This window comes from Pseudomonas sp. 3B-A001-10F, assembly GCF_056313565.1.
This window is the reverse complement of record NZ_JBQYFW010000054.1, coordinates 1-22,262: the sequence shown is the minus strand read 5'-3', so window position 1 is coordinate 22,262 and position 22,262 is coordinate 1. Positions and strand designations below refer to the sequence as shown.

Annotated in this window: 9 protein-coding genes, 2 rRNA genes and 1 pseudogene; 7 read left to right on the top strand and 5 right to left on the bottom strand. The window is 60.1% G+C overall.

Annotated features, from left to right (window positions below; all coding sequences use genetic code 11):
* Positions 1–8,576, top strand: a pseudogene (locus tag AC0ZWN_RS28070) (LapA family giant adhesin); the annotation flags it as partial.
* A gap of 147 nt (positions 8,577–8,723) precedes the next feature.
* Positions 8,724–9,062: a hypothetical protein gene (locus AC0ZWN_RS28065; RefSeq protein ID WP_007918987.1), complete on the top strand. Its 339-nt coding sequence runs from the start codon at positions 8,724–8,726 to the stop codon at positions 9,060–9,062.
* A 591-nt stretch (positions 9,063–9,653) separates the two neighbouring features.
* On the opposite strand, the gene lapD is transcribed toward AC0ZWN_RS28065, so the two are convergent.
* Positions 9,654–11,600: a cyclic di-GMP receptor LapD gene (gene lapD / locus AC0ZWN_RS28060; RefSeq protein ID WP_476337592.1), complete on the bottom strand. Its 1,947-nt coding sequence runs from the start codon at positions 11,598–11,600 to the stop codon at positions 9,654–9,656.
* A gap of 14 nt (positions 11,601–11,614) precedes the next feature.
* Positions 11,615–12,307, bottom strand: a complete 693-nt coding sequence (gene lapG / locus AC0ZWN_RS28055) for a cysteine protease LapG (protein WP_038369141.1) — start codon at positions 12,305–12,307, stop codon at positions 11,615–11,617.
* A gap of 197 nt (positions 12,308–12,504) precedes the next feature.
* Between lapG and AC0ZWN_RS28050 the strand changes: the two genes are divergently transcribed.
* From AC0ZWN_RS28050 to AC0ZWN_RS28030, 5 genes are all read left to right on the top strand, one after another.
* Entirely contained in the window at positions 12,505–13,215 is a 711-nt protein-coding gene (locus AC0ZWN_RS28050) for a GntR family transcriptional regulator (RefSeq protein ID WP_095126616.1), read from the top strand.
* Between the two features lie 741 nt (positions 13,216–13,956).
* The gene (locus tag AC0ZWN_RS28045; protein WP_095051121.1) at positions 13,957–14,733 is read left to right on the top strand and encodes a DUF3050 domain-containing protein; all 777 of its coding nucleotides are present in this window, start codon (positions 13,957–13,959) and stop codon (positions 14,731–14,733) included.
* Complete coding sequence (locus AC0ZWN_RS28040) at positions 14,730–15,659, top strand: diiron oxygenase (protein ID WP_320413713.1); 930 nt, start codon at positions 14,730–14,732, stop codon at positions 15,657–15,659. The genes AC0ZWN_RS28045 and AC0ZWN_RS28040 overlap by 4 nt, the downstream gene beginning before the upstream one ends.
* Before the next feature lie 13 nt (positions 15,660–15,672).
* Positions 15,673–19,065, top strand: a complete 3,393-nt coding sequence (locus tag AC0ZWN_RS28035; protein ID WP_476337590.1) for an amino acid adenylation domain-containing protein — start codon at positions 15,673–15,675, stop codon at positions 19,063–19,065.
* Between the two features lie 22 nt (positions 19,066–19,087).
* The gene (locus AC0ZWN_RS28030) at positions 19,088–19,555 is read left to right on the top strand and encodes an SRPBCC family protein (protein ID WP_095051118.1); all 468 of its coding nucleotides are present in this window, start codon (positions 19,088–19,090) and stop codon (positions 19,553–19,555) included.
* 142 nt (positions 19,556–19,697) lie between these two features.
* Here the strand turns inward: AC0ZWN_RS28030 and AC0ZWN_RS28025 are convergent, their stop codons facing one another.
* From AC0ZWN_RS28025 to rrf (AC0ZWN_RS28015), 3 genes are all read right to left on the bottom strand, one after another.
* Entirely contained in the window at positions 19,698–21,578 is a 1,881-nt protein-coding gene (locus AC0ZWN_RS28025; protein WP_093442675.1) for a methyl-accepting chemotaxis protein, read from the bottom strand.
* Between the two features lie 381 nt (positions 21,579–21,959).
* A 5S ribosomal RNA gene (gene rrf / locus AC0ZWN_RS28020) occupies positions 21,960–22,075 on the bottom strand.
* Between the two features lie 106 nt (positions 22,076–22,181).
* Positions 22,182–22,262 (bottom strand): 5S ribosomal RNA (gene rrf, locus AC0ZWN_RS28015); the annotation flags it as partial.

The window sequence follows — 22,262 nt, the reverse complement described above, 5'->3', positions numbered from 1 at the left end:
AAAACCTCGTGCCGAGCACTGTACCGGCCGTGACCGAAGTCACCGATACCATCGACACCTCGACCGTCAAACTGACGGCTGATACGTCGGTCGCTGAAGGCGGCACCGTCACTTACACCGCCACTGTCGGCGCTCCAGTGACCGGCTCGCCTGTCGTGGTGACGCTGGCCAATGGTCAGAACATCACCATCGAAGTCGGTAAAACCACCGGCACCGTGACCTTCACCGCACCGAACGATGCGCTGACCGGCCACGCGCCGCTCACCAACGCGATCACCGACGTAACCGGCGGCAACTTCGAAAATCTGGTGGCGGACAAAACGCCGGTCAGCACCACCGTGACCGACACCGTCGACACCACCAACCTGTCGCTCAGCGCGACCGGTTCTGTGGCTGAGGGCGGCTCGATCATCTACACCGCCACATTGACCAACGCTGCTGGCTCGCCAGTGACCGTGACGCTGAGCAACGGCGCCGTGATCACCATCGAGGCCGGCAAAACCACCGGCACCGTGACCGTTCCAGCACCGGCCGATGACGTTTACAAAGACGCGGGCAAGGTCGAAGCGACGATCTCCACCGCTACCGGTGGCAACTTCGAAAATCTGGTGCCGAGCACTGTTCCGGCCGTGACCGAAGTCACCGACACCATAGACACCTCGACCGTCAAACTGACGGCCGATACCTCCGTGGCCGAAGGCGGCACCGTCACTTACACCGCCACTGTCGGCGCTCCAGTTACCGGTTCGCCGGTCACCGTGACCTTGGCCAACGGCCAGAACATCACCATCGAAGTCGGCAAAACCACCGGCACCGTGACCACCACCGCACCGAACGATGCGCTGACCGGTCAGGCGCCACTGACCAACTCGATCACGGGTGTCACTGGCGGCAACTACGAAAACCTGGTGGCCGACAAGACCCCGGTTTCAACCACTGTCACCGATACCGTCGACACCACTAACCTGTCGCTGAGCGCGACGGGTTCGGTTGCTGAAGGTGGCTCGATCATCTACACCGCAACGCTGACCAACGCGGCTGGCTCGCCAGTCACCGTGACCCTGTCGAACGGCGCCGTGATCACCATTGAGGCGGGCAAAACCACTGGCACCGTCACCGTCGCTGCGCCAGCGGATGACGTTTACAAAGATGCAGGCAAAGTCGAAGCAACCATTTCGACCGCGACTGGTGGCAACTTCGAGAATCTGGTGCCAAGCACCGTACCGGCCGTGACCAATGTCACCGACACCATCGACACCACAACCGTAAAACTCACCGCCACCGAGTCGACAGCTGAGGGTGGCAACGTCACCTACACCGCGACTGTCGGCGCGCCAGTCACCGGCTCGCCGGTTGTCGTAACCTTGGCCAACGGTCAGACGATCACCATCGGCGTCGGCCAGACCACCGGCACCGCGACCACCACGGCGCCGAACGATGCGTTGACCGGTCACGCACCACTGACCAACGCGATCACCAACGTGACCGGCGGTAACTACGAAAACCTTGTTGCGGACAAGACCCCGGTATCGACCAATGTCACCGACACCGTCGACACGACCAATCTGTCACTCAGCGCTACCAATTCGGTCGCTGAAGGTGGCTCGATCGTCTACACCGCGACCCTGACCAACGCCGCTGGCTCGCCAGTGACCGTCACCCTGTCGAACGGCGCCGTGATCACCATCGACGCCGGTAAAACCACTGGCACCGTGACTGTTCCTGCGCCGGCCGACGACGTCTACAAAGACGCCGGTACCGTGCAGGCGACGATCAGCACCGCCACCGGTGGTAACTTCGAAAACCTGGTGCCGAGCACAACGCCGGCTGTGACCAGCGTCACCGACACCATCGACACCACCACCGTGAAGCTGACCGCCACTGAGTCGGCAGCTGAGGGTGGCAACGTCACCTACACCGCGACTGTCGGCGCGCCAGTCACCGGCTCGCCGGTTGTCGTAACCTTGGCCAACGGTCAGACGATCACCATCGGCGTCGGCCAGACCACCGGCACGGCGACCGCCACTGCGCCGAATGACGCATTGACCGGCCACGCTCCGCTGACCAACGCGATCACCAACGTGACCGGTGGCAACTACGAAAATCTGGTGGCCGACAAGACGCCGGTCAGCACCAACGTCACTGACACTGTCGACACCACCAACCTGTCGTTGAGCGCGACCGGTTCTGTGGCTGAAGGTGGCTCGATCGTCTACACCGCGACCCTGACCAACGCTGCTGGCTCGCCAGTCACCGTGACCCTGTCGAACGGCGCCGTGATCACCATCGATGCCGGTAAAACCACTGGCACCGTGACCGTTCCCGCCCCGGCTGACGATGTCTACAAAGACGCCGGCACCGTGCAGGCGACCATCAGCACCGCTACCGGTGGCAACTTCGAAAACCTGGTGCCAAGCACGACTCCGGCTGTGACCAGCGTCACCGATACCATCGACACCACCACGGTGAAACTGACGGCCACCGAGTCTGCCGCTGAAGGCGGCAACGTCGTCTACACCGCGACGGTCGGTGCACCAGTAACCGGTTCGCCAGTCGTGGTAACCCTGTCGAACGGTCAGACCATCACCATTGGTGTTGGCCAGACCACCGGCACCGCGACCACTACCGCGCCAAACGACGTTTTGACCGGCCATGCACCGCTGACCAACGCGATCACCAACGTCAGCGGCGGTAACTACGAGAACCTCGTGGCTGACAAAACGCCGGTCAGCACGACGGTGACCGATACTGTCGACACCACCAATCTGTCGCTCAGCGCGACCGGCACCGTGGCTGAAGGCGGTTCGATTGTTTACACCGCGACCCTGACCAACGCCGCTGGTTCGCCAGTCACCGTGACTCTTTCGAACGGCGCCGTAATCACCATTGATGCCGGTAAAACCACCGGCACCGTGACCGTTCCAGCACCAGCCGACGACGTCTACAAAGACGCCGGCACCGTGCAGGCCACGATCAGCAACGCCACCGGTGGCAACTTCGAAAATCTGGTGCCGAGCACGACGCCAGCTATCACCAGCGTCACCGATACCGTCGACACCACGACTGTGAAACTGACGGCAACCGCTACCGCAGCCGAAGGTGGCAACGTCGTTTACACCGCGACTGTCGGCGCGCCAGTCACCGGCTCGCCGGTTGTCGTGACCCTGGCCAACGGTCAGACCATCACCATTGGTGTCGGCCAGACTACGGGGACTGCGACCACTACCGCACCAAACGATGCGTTGACTGGTCACGCACCGCTGACCAACTCGATCACCAACGTCACTGGCGGCAACTACGAAAATCTCGTCGCCGACAAGACGCCGGTTTCGACCAACGTCACTGACACCGTCGACACCACCAACCTGTCGCTGTCCGCGACCGGCACCGTGGCCGAAGGTGGTTCGATTGTTTACACCGCGACATTGACCAACGCCGCTGACTCGCCAGTGACCGTCACCCTGTCCAACGGCGCGGTGATCACCATCGATGCTGGTAAAACCACCGGCACCGTGACTGTCCCGGCCCCGGCTGACGACGTCTACAAAGACGCTGGCACCGTGCAGGCCACAATCAGCAACGCCAGCGGTGGCAATTTCGAAAATCTGGTGCCAAGCACGACTCCGGCTATCACCAGCGTCACCGATACCATCGACACCACCACCGTGAAACTGACGGCAACGGCCACTGCGGCAGAGGGCGGCAACGTCGTCTACACCGCGACCGTCGGTGCTCCAGTGACTGGCTCGCCGGTTGTGGTTACCCTGTCGAACGGTCAGACCATCACCATCGGTGTTGGCCAGACCACCGGCACCGCGACCACAACTGTACCTAACGACGCATTGACCGGCCACGCCCCGCTGACCAACTCGATCACCAACGTCACTGGCGGCAACTACGAAAATCTCGTCGCCGACAAAACCCCGGTCAGCACCACCGTGACCGACACCGTCGACACCACCAACCTGTCGCTGTCCGCGACCGGCACCGTGGCCGAAGGCGGCCAGATCACTTACACCGCGACCCTGACCAACGCCGCTGGTTCACCGGTCACCGTGACCCTGTCCAACGGCGCCGTGATCACCATCGACGCCGGTAAAACCAGCGGCACCGTGACCGTTCCAGCGCCAGCCGATGACGTTTACAACGACGCCGGCAACGTCCAGGCAACGATCAAAACCGCCACCGGTGGCAGCTTCGAAAACCTGGTGACCAGCACTACGCCAGCCGTAACCAGCGTCACCGACACCATCGATACCACCACGGTGAAACTGACCGCGACCGGCACAGCAGCTGAAGGCGGCAACGTCGTCTACACCGCCACTGTCGGCGCAGCTGTAACCGGTTCGCCGGTCGTGGTGACCCTGGCCAACGGTCAGACCATCACCATCGACATCGGCAAAACCACCGGCACCGTGACCACCACCGCACCGAACGATGCGCTGACCGGCCACGCCCCGCTGACCAACTCGATCACCAACGTCACGGGCGGCAACTACGAAAATCTGGTCGCCGACAAAACCCCGGTCAGCACTACCGTCACCGACACCGTCGACACCACCAACCTGACGCTGTCCGCGACCGGCACCGTGGCCGAAGGTGGCCAGATCACCTACACCGCGACCCTGACCAACGCCGCTGGCTCGCCAGTCACCGTGACCCTCAGCAACGGTTCGGTGATCACCATCGACGCCGGCAAAACCACTGGCACCGTGACCGTTCCGGCTCCGGCCGATGACGTCTACAAAGACGCCGGCACCGTGCAGGCGACCATCACCGGCACCAGCGGCGGCAGCTTCGAAAATCTGGTGACCAGCAACACGCCAGCCGTGACCAACGTCACCGACACGGTCGATACCACCACGGTCAGCATCACTGGCAGCAGCTCGGTGACCGAAGGCCAGACCGCCAGCTACACGGTCAGCCTGAACCACCCGGCGCAAACCGAAGTGACCCTGAAAATCGTCTACAGCGGCACCGCCGCCGACGGTTCGGACTTCACTGGCGTTTACACCGTGAAGATCCCGGCCGGTGCGAGCAGCGCGCAGTTCAACGTCGCGACCCTCGATGACAAGATCACCGAAGGCACCGAGAACTTCGTGGTCAAGATCGATTCGGCCACTGGCGGCAACTTCGAGAACCTCGCGGTCAGCAGCACCAATGGCAGCGTCAGCACGTCGATCATCGACAACGATGCGCCGCCCGTGCTCGACCTGGATGCCAACAACTCCAGCGGCGCCACCGGTGCCGACTACAAGGTGACCTTCACCGAGAACACCCCGGGCGCTGGTGTGTCGATTGCCGACACCGATATCAGCATCACCGACCCGGACAGCACCATGCTCACCGGCGCCACTGTAGTCCTAACCAACCGTCAGGACGGCGATGCGCTGAACCTGGGCAACAGCGTCAACGGCATCACCATCAATGCCAACAGCACCAACGGCACCGTGACCCTGACCTTGTCGGGCAACGCGACGCTGGCTGATTACATGCAGGCCATCAAGAACATCAGCTTCACCAATAGCAGTGAAAACCCGAGCACCGTGCCGCGTATCATCACGGTGACCGTGACCGATGGCGGCAATTACTCCAACACCGCGACCACCACGGTCAACGTGGTGGCGGTCAACGACGCTCCGGTTGCTGCACCGAGCAATGTCACTGGCACCGAAGACACTCCGCTGGTACTCGGCTGGTCGACCTTTGGCGTGACCGACGTCGATAGCCCTGCCAGCAGCCTCGGTATCAAAATCACCCAACTGCCGGGCGAAGGCAAACTGCAGTACCTGGACGGCTCGACCTGGAAGGACGTCGCCAACAACCAGACCTTCAGCAAGGCTGACATCGACGCGGGCAAGCTGCGCTTCCTGCCGGATGCCAACGAGTCGGGCGTCAACGGTTACGGCGGCAGCGGCCTGGGCAACAATCAGGCGGATTACGCGCAGATCAAGTTCCAGCCAACCGACGGCCAACTGTTGGGCAACACCGGCACCGTGAAGATCGACATCACTCCGGTGGCGGATGCGCCAACCGTGAACGTCGCCGACAACAGCGTGAAGTCGACCGGTTTGATCAAAGAAGTCTGGACCGGTCTCTCGGGTCTGGGTACCGACGGCAGCGGTGCGAACTCGACCACCCTGAAAAACGTGATCGACGGCGCCGGCACCCCGAACACCAGCGGCAACGTGACTAACGTGCAGTCGGACGGCAGCGTGGCCGCCGGCACCGCCTCGAAAACTTCGGGCCTGATCTACCTGGAAGCCGGCAAAACCTATTCCTTCAGTGGTGTGGCCGACGATAGCCTGCTGATCACCATTGGCGGCAAGAGCGTGGCTTCGGGTACCTGGGGCGCGGGCGGTGCGATCAGCGGTTCGTTCACCCCGACCACCAGCGGCTACTACACACTGGATATCTACCACCACAATCAGAGCGGCCCGGGCAGCTACGACGTCAACCTGTCGGTCAACGGCAGCACGCCGATCGACCTGAGCAGCGCTGGCGTACCGATCTACACCGGCGTGCAGGATCTGGTGAATTCGGGCGTGACCGTCTCCGATCTGCACGGCAGCAACGGCGAAGGCTATTACGACGGCTATAAACTCAACACCGGCGCCGAAGGCACCACGGTGAAACTGTCGGCTATCACCACCGCACTGACTGATACCGACGGCTCGGAAACCCTGAGCGTGAAGATCAGCGGCGCGCCAGTCGGCTCGGTGCTCAGCGATGGCGCGGGCCATACCTTCACCGTCACCGCCAGCAGCGGCGACGCCAACGTCACCGGCTGGAACCTCGGCAGCCTGACCGTGACCCCGCCGCCGTACTACAACGGCCAGTTCAACCTGACCGTGACCTCGACCTCCACCGAGATGGTCGGCGGCTCGGCCAGCAGCACCGCGACCATTCCGGTCACCGTGGTGCCGGCGGTCTACAACGCCATTGTCGCCACCTCAGCCGATGACACCGTCACCGGCACCGATGGCAACGACATCATCGTCGCCGACATCGGTGGCCTGACCGTGGTGCCGGGCACCAACTACAACATCGCGTTCATGGTCGACAGCTCTGGCAGCATGAGCGCGTCGTCGCTCAACGCGGCCAAAGATTCGCTGACCTCAGTGTTCAACAGCCTCAAGCAGAGCCTGGGCGGCAGCAATTCGGGCACGGTGAACATTTTCCTCGTCGACTTCGATACCCAGGTCAACAAGTCGGTGTCGGTGAATCTCAACGACCCGAACGCGCTGACGCAACTTAAAGCGGTACTGGACTCGATGGCCTCCGGCGGTGGCACCAACTACGAGGACGTATTCAAGACCACGGCCAACTGGTTCCAGAGCGCTGACGCTGTGGCCAACACCGGGGCGAAGAACCTCACGTATTTCATCACCGACGGCCAGCCGACCTACTACCAGAGCGGCGAGCAGACCAACCCGACGCTGTACGGCAACGTGAAGCTCGACGATGTGGTGAAAACCAGCAACTACAAGCCGGGCGACACCTTCAGCACCTACATCGACAATACCCACGCGTTGACGATCAACAGCGCCGGCACCGTAACCCTGCAAACCTACAATTCGTGGTGGGGCTGGAGCAGCTCTAATCTGGGCACCATTCACGCGCAGGGCGACGGCACCTATGAGTTGTCGAGTCTGGCGGGTACCGGTAACAGCACCAACTCGGCAACGACCAGTAACTCGACCAGTGGCTTTGCCTTGCTCAGCGGTCTGTCGAACGTCGAGGCTATCGGACTGAACAACGATGTCAGCCTCAACGATCTGAAACCTTACGATTCGGATAAAACACCGCAGACCAACATCGATCCGAAGGATCTGGCCAACTCCATCATCGGCCACACCGAAGCGACGCTGCCGGGCAACGACACCGTCAGCGGTGGCGACGGCAACGACATCCTGTTCGGCGATCTGGTGAGCTTCAACGGCATTGCCGGCGAGGGTTATCAAGCGATGCAGGCGTTCGTTGCCAAGGAAACCGGCGTCGACGTCAGCAAAGTCACCACCAGCAACGTGCACCAGTACATCACCGAGCACTATCAGGCGTTCGATGTCTCCGGCGCACACGACGGCAACGACACGCTGTTGGGTGGCGCGGGCAATGACATCCTCTTCGGCTCGGGCGGCAACGACCTGCTCGATGGCGGCAAAGGCAATGACATCCTGCTCGGCGGCACCGGCAACGACACGCTGATCGGCGGTCAGGGTAATGACATTCTCATCGGTGGTTCGGGTGCCGATACCTTCGTCTGGAAGGCGGGCGACACCGGCAACGACGTGATCAAGGACTTCAAGGCCAGCGAAGGTGACCGCATCGACTTGCGTGATCTGTTGCAGGGCGAGACCGGCAGCACCATCGACAACTTCCTGAAGATCACCACGGTCGACGGCACGTCGTCGCTGCAAGTCAGCTCGGCGGGCAAGTTCAACTCCGGCGACGCTGCGGCGGCAACCCCGGACGTGACGATCAAACTGGAAGGCAACAACTGGTCGAGCGCCAACATTCACAACCTGATTGCCGGCAGCGACCCGACCATCAAGGTCGACCACAACAACAGCTGATCGTGAACAAAACAGCCGCCCCGATGGGGCGGCCGTCACGTTTGTGCTGACCGGACCGGTGACGATCGCGTCGCCGCCCCGCATACTCGCGCACAGTTGGCTATGCTGCTGACAGCATGACGCTGGTTCATTTCTGAGGGATGCTCAATGTTTTACGTGCAACGCGATGCGCAAGGTCTGTTGATTCGCGTGGAAGCCGCGGCCTACGCCGAGGCCACGGAAACGCTGCCGGCCGACAGCCATGAAATCCAGGCCTGGTTCGCCAATGAAGTGGTGGAAACCAGCCTGAAACAGCTCAAGCAGAGCGACTTCGAAATGATTCGGGTACTCGACGACCTGATTCAGGTGCTGACCCAGAAGGGCGTGATCCGCGTCACCGACCTGCCGCCGGCGGCCCAGGCCAAACTGATGGACCGGACCCAGGCGCGTGAGGCGTTGGGCGGGTTGAGCCAGTTGATCGATGAGGATGAGGGCGGGTTGATCTGATCCACCCAGTATCAAAAGCCTACCCTCACCCCAGCCCTCTCCCCGAGGGAGAGGGAGCCGACCGAGGTGTCTGGCGCTATACATCGACCTGAGAAATCGAGTCGACTATGGATTCAGCGCAAATCGTTCACGTCGGCGTCTTACCGAATATCCCCCAATCAGTCCCCGTGAGGGAGAGGGGCCGACCGAGGTATCTGGCGCTATACATCGACCTGAGAAATCGAGTCGATTATGGATTCAGCGGACATCTTTCACGTCGGCGTACTTCCCGAATATCCCCCAATCAGTACCCGTGAGGGAGAAGGGCCGACCGAGGCGTCTGGCGCTATACATCGACCTGAGAAATCGAGTCGATTGTGGATTCAGCGCAATCGTTCACGTCGGCGTATTTACCGAATATCCCCCAATCAGTCCCCGTGAGGGAGAGGGGCCGACCGAGGTGTCTGGCGCCATACATCGACCTGAGAAATCGAGTCGATTATGGATTCAGCGGAGCTCTTTCACGTCGGCGTATTACATCAATATCCCACGATCAGTCCCCTCTCCCTCTGGGAGAGGGCTAGGGTGAGGGTGAGGGTGGCTTTTGCAATCTCACCGCCAAGGCCGAGGCTCACCAAACAACCGCCCCTGAACCCCATACAAACCCATCTCGCGAATCACCGACAACTCCCCTTCCGTCTCGACCCGCTCGGCAATCAGCGGCAGATCAATGCTGTGCGCCGCACGCTGGATCGCCTCGATAAACAGACGCTTGTCACTCTCCTGATCAATCGCACGAATGTAACTGCCATCGATCTTCAAGTACGCCAGCCCCAGCCGCGCCAGGTTGCCGATCATGCTGAAGCGACCACCAAAGCGTTGCAGGCTCAGAGAGAAACCGAGTTCGCGCAGGCGCCGGGTCAACTGCTCCAGCACCGCTTGTTCGGGCAATTGCTCCTCGCCGATTTCCAGGGTCAAGCGCTCGCCCAGGTTGGAATGCGCGCGCAGAATCTCGAAGACTTTGTTCAGTGCCTGCGGATCAGCCAGGGTCGCCGAGGACAAGTTCAGCGCCAGCGAATCTTCGTGCCCTTTCATCTGCTCCAGCACGCGTTCGAGCATCAAGCGGTCAAGCCGTGCAGTCCAGCCGAAGCGTTCCAGCCACGGCAGGAAGCGCCCGGCCGGGATGGTCTTGCCCTGATCATCGAGCAGGCGCGAGAGCACTTTGTAATGCAGCACCAGCTGCGTGTCTGCAGCGGCAACCACTGGCTGGAAATACAGCTCGAAACGCTGCTGACTCAAGGCCTGATCGAGCAAGCGATGCCAGGCATGGTGATCGTCGCCGACATCCGCCGTCAGGCTCTGATCGATGCACGCCCAATTCTGCTCGCCCTGACCTTCAGCTTGCGCCAGCGCCTGATCGCCGAGCGTCAGTACTTGTTGCGGTGAATCACCATGGGTGAACGGCGCCAGGCCGATCGACGCCACGGCAGCCACGTCGGTCGCCCCGGTGGCGTGCAGACTGCTCAAAGCGCTGTCGAGGTTCTGCGCCAGTTGCAGCGCTTCCTCACGAACCAGCCCCGGCGCCAGCACGGCAAACTCACCGCCACGAATACGGGTGACGAGGTTCTGGGTTTCCGGGTATTTGGCGCATTCGCGGGACAGTTGTTCGCCAACAGCCTTCAACAATTCATCGGTGCGCTGACCGCCCAAGCGCTGGTTGAGCCCGGCCAGATCCTTGACCCGCAACAGCAGCAGATAACCGGAACTGGCCTGCTCCGGGTTGCTCACCCGGTTGTGCAGCTGCATCTCGAAATAACGTCGGTTGGCCAGCCCGGTGAGATTGTCCTGATAGGACTCGGCGCGCAGTTTTTCGCTACGTTCGGCCTGCTCCTGGAACAGCGCCTTGAGCTTCTCGACCATCTGGTTCATCGCCTGCACCACGCGGCGCAACTCAGGTGTGCGCGGCAATTCCGGCAGGCTGAGGAATTCGCGACGGGCGATGGCGTGGGACTGCTTAACCATGTAATCCAGTGGCTTCAATTGCCGACGCAGTAGCAGCGCGCCAAGCACGGCACTGATCGCCCCGCAGATCAGCAGCCAGCCAAGGCTACCCAATGCGCTCTGCCACAATTTGGCCACAGCAAACATCGGATGGCTGACTACCTCGACCCGCGCCGCCTGCTCCCAGCCACGGCTGACCAGCGCGTCGCCACCGGCCGGCTCCAGCCCGATCAGCTTGACGAACCAGTCCGGCACATTGGTGACGGCCGGAATGCCGTTGCGCTCAACAATCGTCTGGTCAGTCTTCAGATCGACCACGCGGATGCTCGCGTAATAACCGCTGTCGAAAATCGAGCTGACCAGCAACTCGACCATGGCCGGGTCGTCGATATTCGGCGTCAGCGACAACGCCAGCGCCGTCGCGGCGTCCTGGGCGTGGGAACGCAACTGGTTGACGTACTGGGTGCGCGAGCTTTCCAGACTGACCATGAAGCTGCCGGTGAAGGCGACCACCAGGAACAGACAGATAGCGATCAACAGCTGTTTGAACAAAGACATCTGAGCGCATGCTCCTAGTTAGTCGTTTCGACCGGGAAACCTTCGGCCTGCATTTTCTTCAACACATCCTGCCAGCGTGACAGGCGTTTGGTGTCACCGACCTTCTTGTTGCCCTTGGCGCCCGGCAGGTACAACCCTTCGGCATTAAAAGAGTAGACCGGCAGCAAATCGGTTCGCTGCGACGCCGGCTGGATCGGGTCGATCAGGCTGTCGAGCACCAGCGGCATGGCATCGGGGGTGGCATAGTAAGTCAGGACCATATGCGCGCGGTTCTGGCGCAACGCTTTGACATAAGTAATGCGCAGCTTGTCACTGGAAACCCCGAGGTGACGCAAGCTGAAATACTTGGCGATCGCATAGTCTTCGCAGTCGCCGGCGCCCTTCCACAGCGCCTCGATCGGCGTTTCCCAGTAATCGACCTCGTGCCACAGGTCGATGTCCTCGACGTAGCGCACCTGTTTGTTGAAAAACAGGTTCACCACTTTGAGCTTTTCCATCTCGCTGACCTGTTTCTGCGTAGCCAACAGATTCTGCCAGGCATCGATACGCTGTTGCCCGGCACCCAGCGGCCCGTAAAGTGCCGTGGCTTTGCGGCTGATCGTGGAAAAATCCCAATCGGCATGCAGACCGCCCAGCATGACGCCGGCCAGCAGCAGTGCGCAGCCTAGCCAGCGCAGTGTCCGGGGGATCGCGAAACATACCGCCACAGCAGGATTCCGGGGGGCAGGAAGGAAAGCGTTTGATGGTGAAGCTTAGCCGGCGAAAAAACAATGGCACCATGAGATCATCGCCGGCGCGCTAAACTTCAGTTGCCAGCGCATTGTTTTACAAGGTTTGACAACCTGTAGAGCAATCACTAGTGTCATTTGGATCCAAATCAGGCCGACATACAGGGTGCGTAGTCGTGACACAGAAGCCCAAACCGCTGCATAGCATTAAAGTCGATGGACCGATTCCTGCGCATCTGGCCCGTTCGGTGATCGAAGAAACCCTGCGCTCAGCAATCCTCGACGGTCGTCTGCCCTGTGGCACGGCGCTGCGCCAGCAGGATCTGGCCGACCTTTTCGGTGTCAGCCGCATGCCGGTGCGCGAAGCGTTGCGCCAGCTCGAAGCCCAAGAACTGCTGAGCGTTACTACGCATAAAGGTGCAGTGGTTGCGCCATTGATTCAGGGTGATGCTACCGAAACCTACGAGCTGCGCATCCTGCTCGAATCCGAAGCCATGCGGCAATCGATTCCGCTGCTGACCGCTGCCGACCACGCACGCGCAGCCGGGTACATCGAAGAGCTCGAGGCGCAACACGACTACACGGAAATCGGCCGACTCAACCGTTTGTTCCACATGGCCCTGTACAGCAAGGCGCCCAACCAACGCTTACTGCGACTGGTTGAAGACGGGCTAAACGAAGAGGAGCGTTTTCTGCGCTTCAACCTTGAGGCCATGGGCCTGGGCAAATTGTCCCAGGACGATCATCGGGCGATGTTGCAAGCCGTGCTGGATCGCGACACTGAACTGTCGATCAAACTCCTCGAGCAGCACCTCAATCGCGGTGTCGAAGTGATTACTCGTTATCTCGCTACCCCTGCCGCGCAAAACCGCCAAGCTGCGCGCTGAGCGCGCACCGCCCCGCGAATCACCCGCTTACAAATCCCAAGCGATCCGCCAGCCCTCTGCTGGGCGGATCCACATGTCCGCTCTAACCTCCCTGCGCCGTTCAGTCCGATATTTGCAAGTTACCGCTGATGAATCGGTCATAGCCGTGGCGCAAATTTACCCGCACTCTTGAGCCGCCACCCCATAAAGAACGGGCGACGCGCCGCCCTGCCGGCGCAGTCCCCGCACCAGGAACCTACGGAAGGAGCCTTGCCACGGGAAAAAGGAAGTCATGGCGCGGGGTCACGGCCAACTTCCGCCCCTTTTAAATCATTCAACTCTTATTACTGGAAAGTTGCTTCGAGTGAGGCATTCACTCTTCTTGAGCAATTTTGGCCGTTATTCGCCGAAAGGAGCAACTACGCCCAAATAAAACTTTATTTGAAAGTTTTATTGGAACAACTCAACTTCAAAAAACAGCCAACTTAAAATAATTAAAAATATACTTGTTAAACACTTTGTCGGTGTATTAGCTTTTCTTCGCCAAGTTTGAACTTCACCCTTCACCTCGGCAGCAGCCCAATGCCTGCGGAGCAGCAGCGCTTTATGGGCAGACATGAAGTCATGTCAAAGGTATATCGATCCGCACTTACCTATCAGGAAGGAAGGCTGTCGTCCGTCGACAGAAAACAAGTAAGTCGTAATTCCATTGATTGCGCAGTTGCAGAGCAGTTCCATTTAATATCAACGATAAAGGACATCATGATGCCCACTAAGCACCAACTCACCCTGAAGAAAGCCGAACTTAGCATTCACCCGATCTTTTCCGAGATCACGTCGTTATCGGTATTGCGTCGTTTCATGGAAACCCATGTATTTGCCGTGTGGGATTTCATGTCGCTGACCAAACGCCTGCAGCAGGAACTGACCTGCACGCGTTTGCCCTGGCTACCGCCGCGTGACCCTCACGCCGCGCGGTTGATCAACGAGATCGTTCTCGGTGAAGAATCGGATGATCGCCTGACCGAGGGGCATTACAGCCATTTCGAGTTGTACTTGGATGCGATGCGCGAAATCGGCGCGAGTACCACCGCCGTAGAGCGCTTTGTCGCCCTGCAACAGGAAGGCGTGAGCTATGACGTCGCGCTGCAAAGCGTCGAGGTTGATCCGGCTGCCGCGCAGTTTGTCCGCGATACTTTGCGTACCGCCCTGCATGCTCCGGGACACAGCGTGGCGGCGGCGTTTCTGCATGGTCGCGAGAGCGTGATCCCGACCATGTTCCAGCGCATTCTTGACGACTGGGGCATCGGTATCGAACAGGCGCCGACCTTTCGCTATTACCTGGAACGGCACATCGAGGTCGACTCCGAAGACCACGGCCCGGCGGCCGAACACCTGCTCGAGCGCCTGGTCGACGGCGACCCGCAACGTGAAGCCGAGGTCTACGCCAGCGCCATTGCCGCCGTGGAAAGCCGTATCGCCTTGTGGGACGGCCTGCGCGTAAGCATGCGCGAGCCGTTGGCAGAGGTGACCCAATGAACGCTGCTGACTATCAATCCTTTGCCGACGCCTGGGAGAATCGCGCGACCATCCGCACCCGCCCGCGACGCGTACTCGAAGACGACGAACGGCTGATCTATCCGCTCAGTCGTCAGCCGCTGGTACTCAGCGAAACCTTCCTGCGCGAGTGCCCGCAACAGCGTGATTTCGCCTTGGTACAGACGCTGTACAAATTCATCAACGACGTGGTGATTTTCGAGACCGAGATCGTCGACAAGACCGCGCGCAGCATCGCCAAGAATCGCTTCGCCGTGGCCTTCCCGTTTGCCTGTCGTTACGACGCGATGACCGTGGTGGTCGACGAGGATTACCACGCCCTCGTGGCGATGGATTTCATGCAGCAAACAGTGGCGATGACCGGCATCGAACCGATTCAGCTCCCCGATGAAATCGAACTGAGCCGGGCGATTCCTGCGGCAGTAGCGCTGGCGCCAGAGCACCTGCGCAGCGCGGTCGAATTGATCTGCGTGGCCATCGCCGAAAACACCGTGACCGGTGATGTCGCGGCGTTCGCACGCGACGACACGGTCAAGCCGTCGATCAAAGGCCTGATGGCCGATCACTTGCTCGATGAAGGTCGCCATTCGAGTTTCTGGGCGCGGATGGTGCGCATCTATTGGCACACCGCCAACGCGGCGGATCGCGAAACCATCGCGCAGATTCTGCCGGTGTTCATCGGCCATTACCTGACCAACGACATCCAGAAAGCCTTCGACCTGCGCCTGATCGACGCACTGCCGGTCAGCGAGACCACCCGCCGCTCGCTCAGGGACGAGATGACCGGGCTCGCGTTCCCGATCAATCGCCACCATCCGCTGGTGGGCAACATCGTCAAGTTCTTCCACAACAGCTCGCTGCTCGACACGCCGTGCGTGCAGCACGCGTTACGCGATTACCTGGTTTGATGAGGAGGCCGACATGAAACGTCTCGACATTTTGCTGATTGGCGCCAGCCAGGCGATGACCGACCTGGCGCAGGAACTGGAACAACACGGTCACTCATTGCAGCGCAGCGCTGCCGGTGCAGCGACGGTGGATCTGATCATCGACGATGGTTTTATCGGCGCCGGCGATTTCTGCTCGATCCCGCACCTGCATCTGCGTTTGGGTGTCGGCGTGCAGAGCCATGCCGGTTTGCCGACACTCGATTTGCTGTGTTTCCTTGGCTCGTCACTGATCAGCCGCGTGCCGATTGGCGATGAGCCGTCCGGCAATGGGCAGGCGCTGCGGCAACGGGTGCTGACGCAGGTGGTCGATGAAGTGGCGTTGCTGGTCAGCCGCTTCTCCCGTGATGCTGACTATCTGCAGCAGGCCGCGTCAGTGACTGCGCCGGATTTCGAGAGAATGGAAAACCTGCTGTTCCTCGACAGCCTGGCTTACGTCCATCGCCGCAACGACACGACCAATCTCACACTGCTGGAAGAGGCGCAGATCCCGGTGATCGAGCGCCTGCAACGAAGCTTGATCCACCACGCTGAACGCCCGGCGCTACACATCGCCGAACAGTCGATCAGCTATCGCCAACTGCACGCTCACAGTCGTGCGCTTCAGCAGCGCTTGCTGCCCTTGCTCGAGCAACAGCCAAAACCGTGGGTGGTCGGCATTTGCCTGCCAAAAAGCCCGGCGCTGTTCGCCTCGATTCTGGCGATCCTCGGCAGCGGCGCGGTGTATCTGCCGCTGGAGCCGAGTCATCCGTTACAGCGTCAGCAATACATTCTGCAAAATGCTGGCGCGCTGCTGTTGCTGCATGATGGCGAGCATCCGCTCAGCGCATCCATGGCGGGGCTGGACGTCAGCCGCATCGACAGCTCAGAGGCAGATCTCAGCCAACCGCTAATGCGCCGCCGTCCCGACCTTGATGCACCGTGCATGGCGCTCTATACCTCGGGCACCACCGGACATCCGAAAGGCGTGTTGCTCAGTCAGGCCAACCTCGCGCACTTCACCGCGTGGTACGCCGATTACGTGCAATTGCAGGCCGAGAGTCGGGTCTTGCAGTTCTCGTCGCTGAGCTTCGATTCGTCACTGATCGACATCTTCCCGACCCTGCTGGAAGGTGCCGAACTGGTGGTGCCGGACGACACGCAACGGCGCGATCCATTGCAACTGGTCGCGTTGATCCGCCGCCGACACCTGACCCACGCATTCCTGCCACCGGCGCTGTTGAGCATCCTGCCGCTGGAGCAACTGGAAGGCGTGCAAGTGATGACCGGCGGCGATGTCTGCGAGCCGTTTGTCATTGAGCAACTGACCCGTCAAGGCACACTGCACAACCTTTACGGCCCGACCGAAGCCACCGTACTGATCACCGCGCGCCAGCTCAAACCGGGCGACAGTAACCGCACCCTCGGGGCACCAATCGCCAACAGCCAAGTGCTGATTCTCGATGACGATTTGCAACCGGTGGCGGAGCACACCGTCGGCGAATTGTTCATCATCGGCCCCGGTGTTTGCCTCGGTTATCTGAACAATCCGCCGCAGACCGCCGAGCGTTATCTGACCCTGCAATTGCCGGACGGCCAAACGCTGCGCGCCTACCGCAGCGGCGACATGGCCAGGTGGGGCGAGCACGGTATCGAACTGTGCGGGCGGCGCGACAATCAGGTAAAAATCCGTGGCTTCCGGGTCGAGCCGGAAGAGATCGAGCGCTGCCTGCGCGAGAGCCAGTTGTACCGGCAAATGGCGGTGGTGATCGACAGTCAGCGGCGCATTCTCGCGTTCCTCGCACAAGCGCAATCGGACACCGCACGCGACGCGCTGAAAGCCCACGCCAGACAGTTTTTGCCGGACTACATGCAACCGGTGGCGTGGACCGAGCTGGCGAGCATGCCGTTCGCCAGCAACGGCAAAGTCGATCGCAAAGCACTGCTGGAACTGCCAGTGAGCGTGCAGGACAACGGGCCGAAATGCCTGCCGGTGAATGCCGATGAAGCGCTGTTGCTGGAGATCTGGGCGGAGTTGCTGGAGCTGCCGAGCAGCGACATTTCCACTGACGAAAGCTTCTTCAATCTTGGTGGCCACTCGATTCTGCTCTCACGCATGTTGCTGCGTTTGCGTGAGGAGTTCGGGCGTAGCATTTCGATCAACCGCTTCATCGAACTGCCGACCATCATCAAACTGGCAACGCTGGTACGCGGCACCGATGACAGCGCCGTACTCAGCGCCCAGGCCATGGCCGACGCCGAGCGTGCACTGGAAATCGAGCCACTGCCGATCAGCCACATGGGCGATGTGCATAAAGTCATCGTAACCGGCGCCAATAGTTTTGTCGGCGTGCACATCGTTGAGGCGCTGCTCGGTTGGGGCGCCAGCGAAGTGGCGTGTCTGGTGCGCGACGGCGGCGGTAAAACTGCGGCGCAACGCTTTGCCGAGTCACTGCGTGAAAACCGCCTGGAGCATCTGGATCTGAGTCGCGTGCGGGTTTACGCGGCGGATATTACGCGCCCGCAGTTGGGCCTGAATGACGACGACTATCAGCGCCTGGATTGCGAGTTCGGCGCACTGGTGCACAACGCCGCTAACGTCAATCACGTACTCGATTACGAGTCGCTGGCGGCGGACAACGTCGAACCGATTTTCGCCCTGCTGCGCTTGTGCGAAGGGCAGAGCAAAAAGGTTTTCAACTTCGTCTCGACGCTGTCGGCTTCCAGCACGGTGGACGATGCTGGACGGGTGCTGGAACTGCCAGCCGCCACGACCCCACCGATCTACATCCGCAACGGCTACAACCTGTCGAAATGGGTCGGCGAACGCATCCTAGAACGGGCGCGGGAACGCGGTGTACGGGTCAATCTGTATCGCCCCGGCAACATTAGTTTCAACAGCCTCAGCGGTGTTTGTCAGCCGCACAAAAACCGTTTGATGCTGATGCTCAAAGGCTCGATCCAGCTCGGCCAGGTGCCGGCCTTCGCGCTGAATTTCGACCTGATGCCAGTGGACTTTCTTGCCCGCTTCATTGCCTTCCACGCCAGCCGTTATTCACCCGAACGTGCGGTGTTCAACCTGCATAACCCCGAGCCATTGAGCTGGGATGCCTACGTCGCTTCGTTCCGCGAAACCGGCAGCAAGTTCGCACTGGTCAGCGTCGCCGACTGGCAGCAGCAGCTCGGGCGTGTCGATGCCGACAACGCGCTGTTCGGCGTGCTCGGTTTCTACCTCAACGGCTTCGAAGAAGACATCGGCGACATCTCCCTGATTGGCCATGCCAACGCTGAGGCCGGCGTGCAGCTGATGGGCGCGCACTACCCGCAGAAATCCCCGGCGCTGCTGCGTCGTGGCTGCGATTACCTGAAAGAAATCAACTTCATCTGATCCATCAAACAGGAGCAACACCATGAGCACTCTGCAACCCGACACCCTGATCAAAAACCCGCATGGCTGCCACGTAGTGTCTTCGGTAGAAGTGCCAGCAGACGCGGCGCAGGTCTGGGCGGTGGTCGGCGATTTCGGCGGATTCGACCGTTTCATTCCGGCGCTGTCGCACATCGAAACAATCGGCGAGGGCGTGTCCTCGCTGCGCAAGAAATGCTTTAAGGATGGCAACGTGGTGGTCGAGCAACTCAACTCCCGCGATGAGCAGGCCCGAAGCATGACCTGGACGACGATTTACAACACGTTGGGGGTGGCGAATCTGTGGGCGGCGATGAATGTCGAATCGCTGGGCGCGGGTAAGTCTCGGGCGACGTGGACGATCATTGCCGAGCCGGCTTCGGGCGGTGAAGAGGCACTGCCAGGGTTCAAGGATTTTGTGCAGGGGTTTGCGGATGATGCGATGGGGAATGTGCTGAAGCTGTTTGTTTAAGGCTTGAGCTTGGCGGGGAGTTCTAGATCGCTATCGCGAGCAGGCTCACTCCTACAGTTGATCGGGTTCCTTCAGATGGAGCCCGGTTAATTTGTAGGAGTGAGCCTGCTCGCGATAAACGATAACGCGGTCTGACTTCAGGTCAGATCTTGAAGCTGTCGACCAACTGCTTCAGACGATTGGCCTGCTGCGACAACGCATCACAATCCTTCAACGTTTCATTGAGGTTGGCGACGCTCTGCTGGTTCAGCAGGTTGATCTGGTTAACGTCGACGTTGAGGGTTTCCACAACCGCGGTCTGCTCTTCAGTGGCCGCTGCCACCGATTGGTTCATGCCGTCGATTTCACCGATACGTTGAGTCACGCTGACCAGACGCAAACCGGCCTGATTGGCCACTTCCACGCTCTGCTCGCTGGACACCTGACTGGCGTTCATCGTGGTCACCGCTTCCCGCGAACCAATCTGCAACGACGTGATCATTTTGTGGATCTCTTCCGCCGACTCCTGGGTGCGATGGGCAAGGTTTCGCACCTCGTCCGCCACCACGGCAAAACCACGTCCGGCTTCACCGGCACGCGCCGCTTCGATTGCGGCGTTAAGTGCCAGCAGGTTGGTTTGCTGCGAAATCCCTTTGATCACGTCGAGGATGTGGCCGATGTTGTCGGTGCTGGCGTTCAGGGTTTCGATCTGCGTGCACGACAGGCTGATCTTCTGCGACAGTTCGGTCATCGCTTGAATCGTCTGCTCGACCACCTGACGACCGTCATCAGCCTGCTCGCTGGCGCCGCTCGCATGCTGCGAAGCATCGGCGGCGTTGCGCGCAATTTCCTGTGTGGCGGCACCCAGTTCGTTGATCGCCGCAGCGACGCTGTTGGTGCGCGCGCTTTGCTCGTCAGAACCGACGATCGAGGCGTTGGACGATGCCATCACCCGTTGCGACAAGTCATGCACATGACGGGTGGCGGAAGACACTTCGGAAATCGACGCGTGAATACGCTCAACGAACTGGTTGAACGCGCTGCCCAATTCACCGAACTCGTCTTTGCTCTCGACCACCAGGCGGCGGGTCAGGTCGCCTTCGCCCTGAGCGATATCCTGCATCGCACGGCCCATGGTGGTCAGCGGACGCATCAACACATTGATCAACAGGCTCAGCAGCAAGGCAATCGCAGCCACGGCGACAAACATTGCGATAAGCGCCGAAGTACGGAATTGGCTAAGTGCGGCGTAGGCCTTGTCGCGGTCGATCGACAGACCGATGTACCACTGCGCATTCGGCAGATCGCTGACCGGGGTAAACGACAGAATACGTTCCTGACCGTTGAGCACCACGTTCTGGTTGCCCTTCTCGATGCGTACGCTGGTGTTCGGGTAGATGTCTTTCAGGTTTTTCATGACCTGATCCTTGTCCGGGCTAACGATCACCTGACCGTCGGCGCTGACCAGGAATGCATGGCCGAGGCCACCGAAGTCCACCGAGTTGATGATCTTCACCAGGGTTTCCAGGCTCAGGTCACCTCCGACCACACCGAGCAGTTCGCCGTTCTTTTTCACCGGCATGGCGATGGTCACCACCAGCCCGCCGACAGCAGCCATGTACGGCGGCGTCAGCATGGTTTTGTCAGCTACCACGGCTTGCTTGTACCAAGGGCGCTGACGCGGGTCATAGCCGTCCGGCATCTTCGCGTCAGGGCGCTGGGTGAACACACCGTTGGCCTGACCGACGTAGGTGAACTGGAAGTTCGAGGTGAAGGCCGGTTGATCGACCAGGCCCGGGAAGTCCGCGTCCTTACCCTGATGGGCAACGTTCTGCGCGAGGTTTTCCAGCACCAGGATCCGCCCGCTCATCCAGTTCTGCACGCTGCTGGCGGTCAGATCACCGGCCTGCTGCACAGAAGACTGAAGGTTCTGGCGAATGGTGTTTCGCTGCAGATAGTCGTTGTAGAGGGTGAACAGCGCGAACGCCAGGACCACGACGCCCGAGGCGGCCAACAGGATTTTATGGCTGAACTTGAGATTCATTTCATGGGACTTCTTATGCCAAAAGTGGGGATGCGTTCCGGATGCAACATTCCATGTACAGTGCAGGCAGCGTTCTACTAGCCGCTCTACTTTGGTGCACGCATGTCTCACCAGTCTGTCGGCACGTGTCGGAGAAATCTTAGGGCCATACAGGAAATGGATGGTATTTCTGCCAGATTCCCGCCCAACGGCGTGCCAGAGCGTTCGCCACGGTGTTTCCGGAGCAACGTTCCGGCGGCAGTTTCAAATCCTGCAACCCTTTTCCTGAGCATAAAAAAGCCAGCCCCTGATGTCTCAGGGGCTGGCTTTGTCGTTTCTTTATCTGATCCTGAAATGACAAAACCCCCGTCCGCGTTAGCAGACAGGGGTTTCGGAATTCAATCTTGACGATGACCTACTCTCACATGGGGAAACCCCACACTACCATCGGCGATGCATCGTTTCACTTCTGAGTTCGGGATGGGATCAGGTGGTTCCAACGCTCTATGGTCGTCAAGAAATTCTGTATCTGGCCCGTCAACACGGTAACAAGCCAGCAAAAACGGATGTTTCTACTTAAAACAAAACCCCAACTGCTTTCGCAATTGGGGTTTCGGAATTTAATCTTGACGATGACCTACTCTCACATGGGGAAACCCCACACTACCATCGGCGATGCATCGTTTCACTGCTGAGTTCGGGATG

What these genes read in the sequence shown, in the direction of transcription:
- AC0ZWN_RS28065 (WP_007918987.1), top strand. Translation starts at nt 8,724, where the DNA reads ATGTTTTACGTGCAACGCGATGCGCAAGGTCTGTTGATTCGCGTGGAA.
- lapD (WP_476337592.1), bottom strand. Translation starts at nt 11,600, where the DNA reads ATGTCTTTGTTCAAACAGCTGTTGATCGCTATCTGTCTGTTCCTGGTG.
- AC0ZWN_RS28045 (WP_095051121.1), top strand. Translation starts at nt 13,957, where the DNA reads ATGATGCCCACTAAGCACCAACTCACCCTGAAGAAAGCCGAACTTAGC.
- AC0ZWN_RS28040 (WP_320413713.1), top strand. Translation starts at nt 14,730, where the DNA reads ATGAACGCTGCTGACTATCAATCCTTTGCCGACGCCTGGGAGAATCGC.
- AC0ZWN_RS28035 (WP_476337590.1), top strand. Translation starts at nt 15,673, where the DNA reads ATGAAACGTCTCGACATTTTGCTGATTGGCGCCAGCCAGGCGATGACC.
- AC0ZWN_RS28030 (WP_095051118.1), top strand. Translation starts at nt 19,088, where the DNA reads ATGAGCACTCTGCAACCCGACACCCTGATCAAAAACCCGCATGGCTGC.
- AC0ZWN_RS28025 (WP_093442675.1), bottom strand. Translation starts at nt 21,578, where the DNA reads ATGAATCTCAAGTTCAGCCATAAAATCCTGTTGGCCGCCTCGGGCGTC.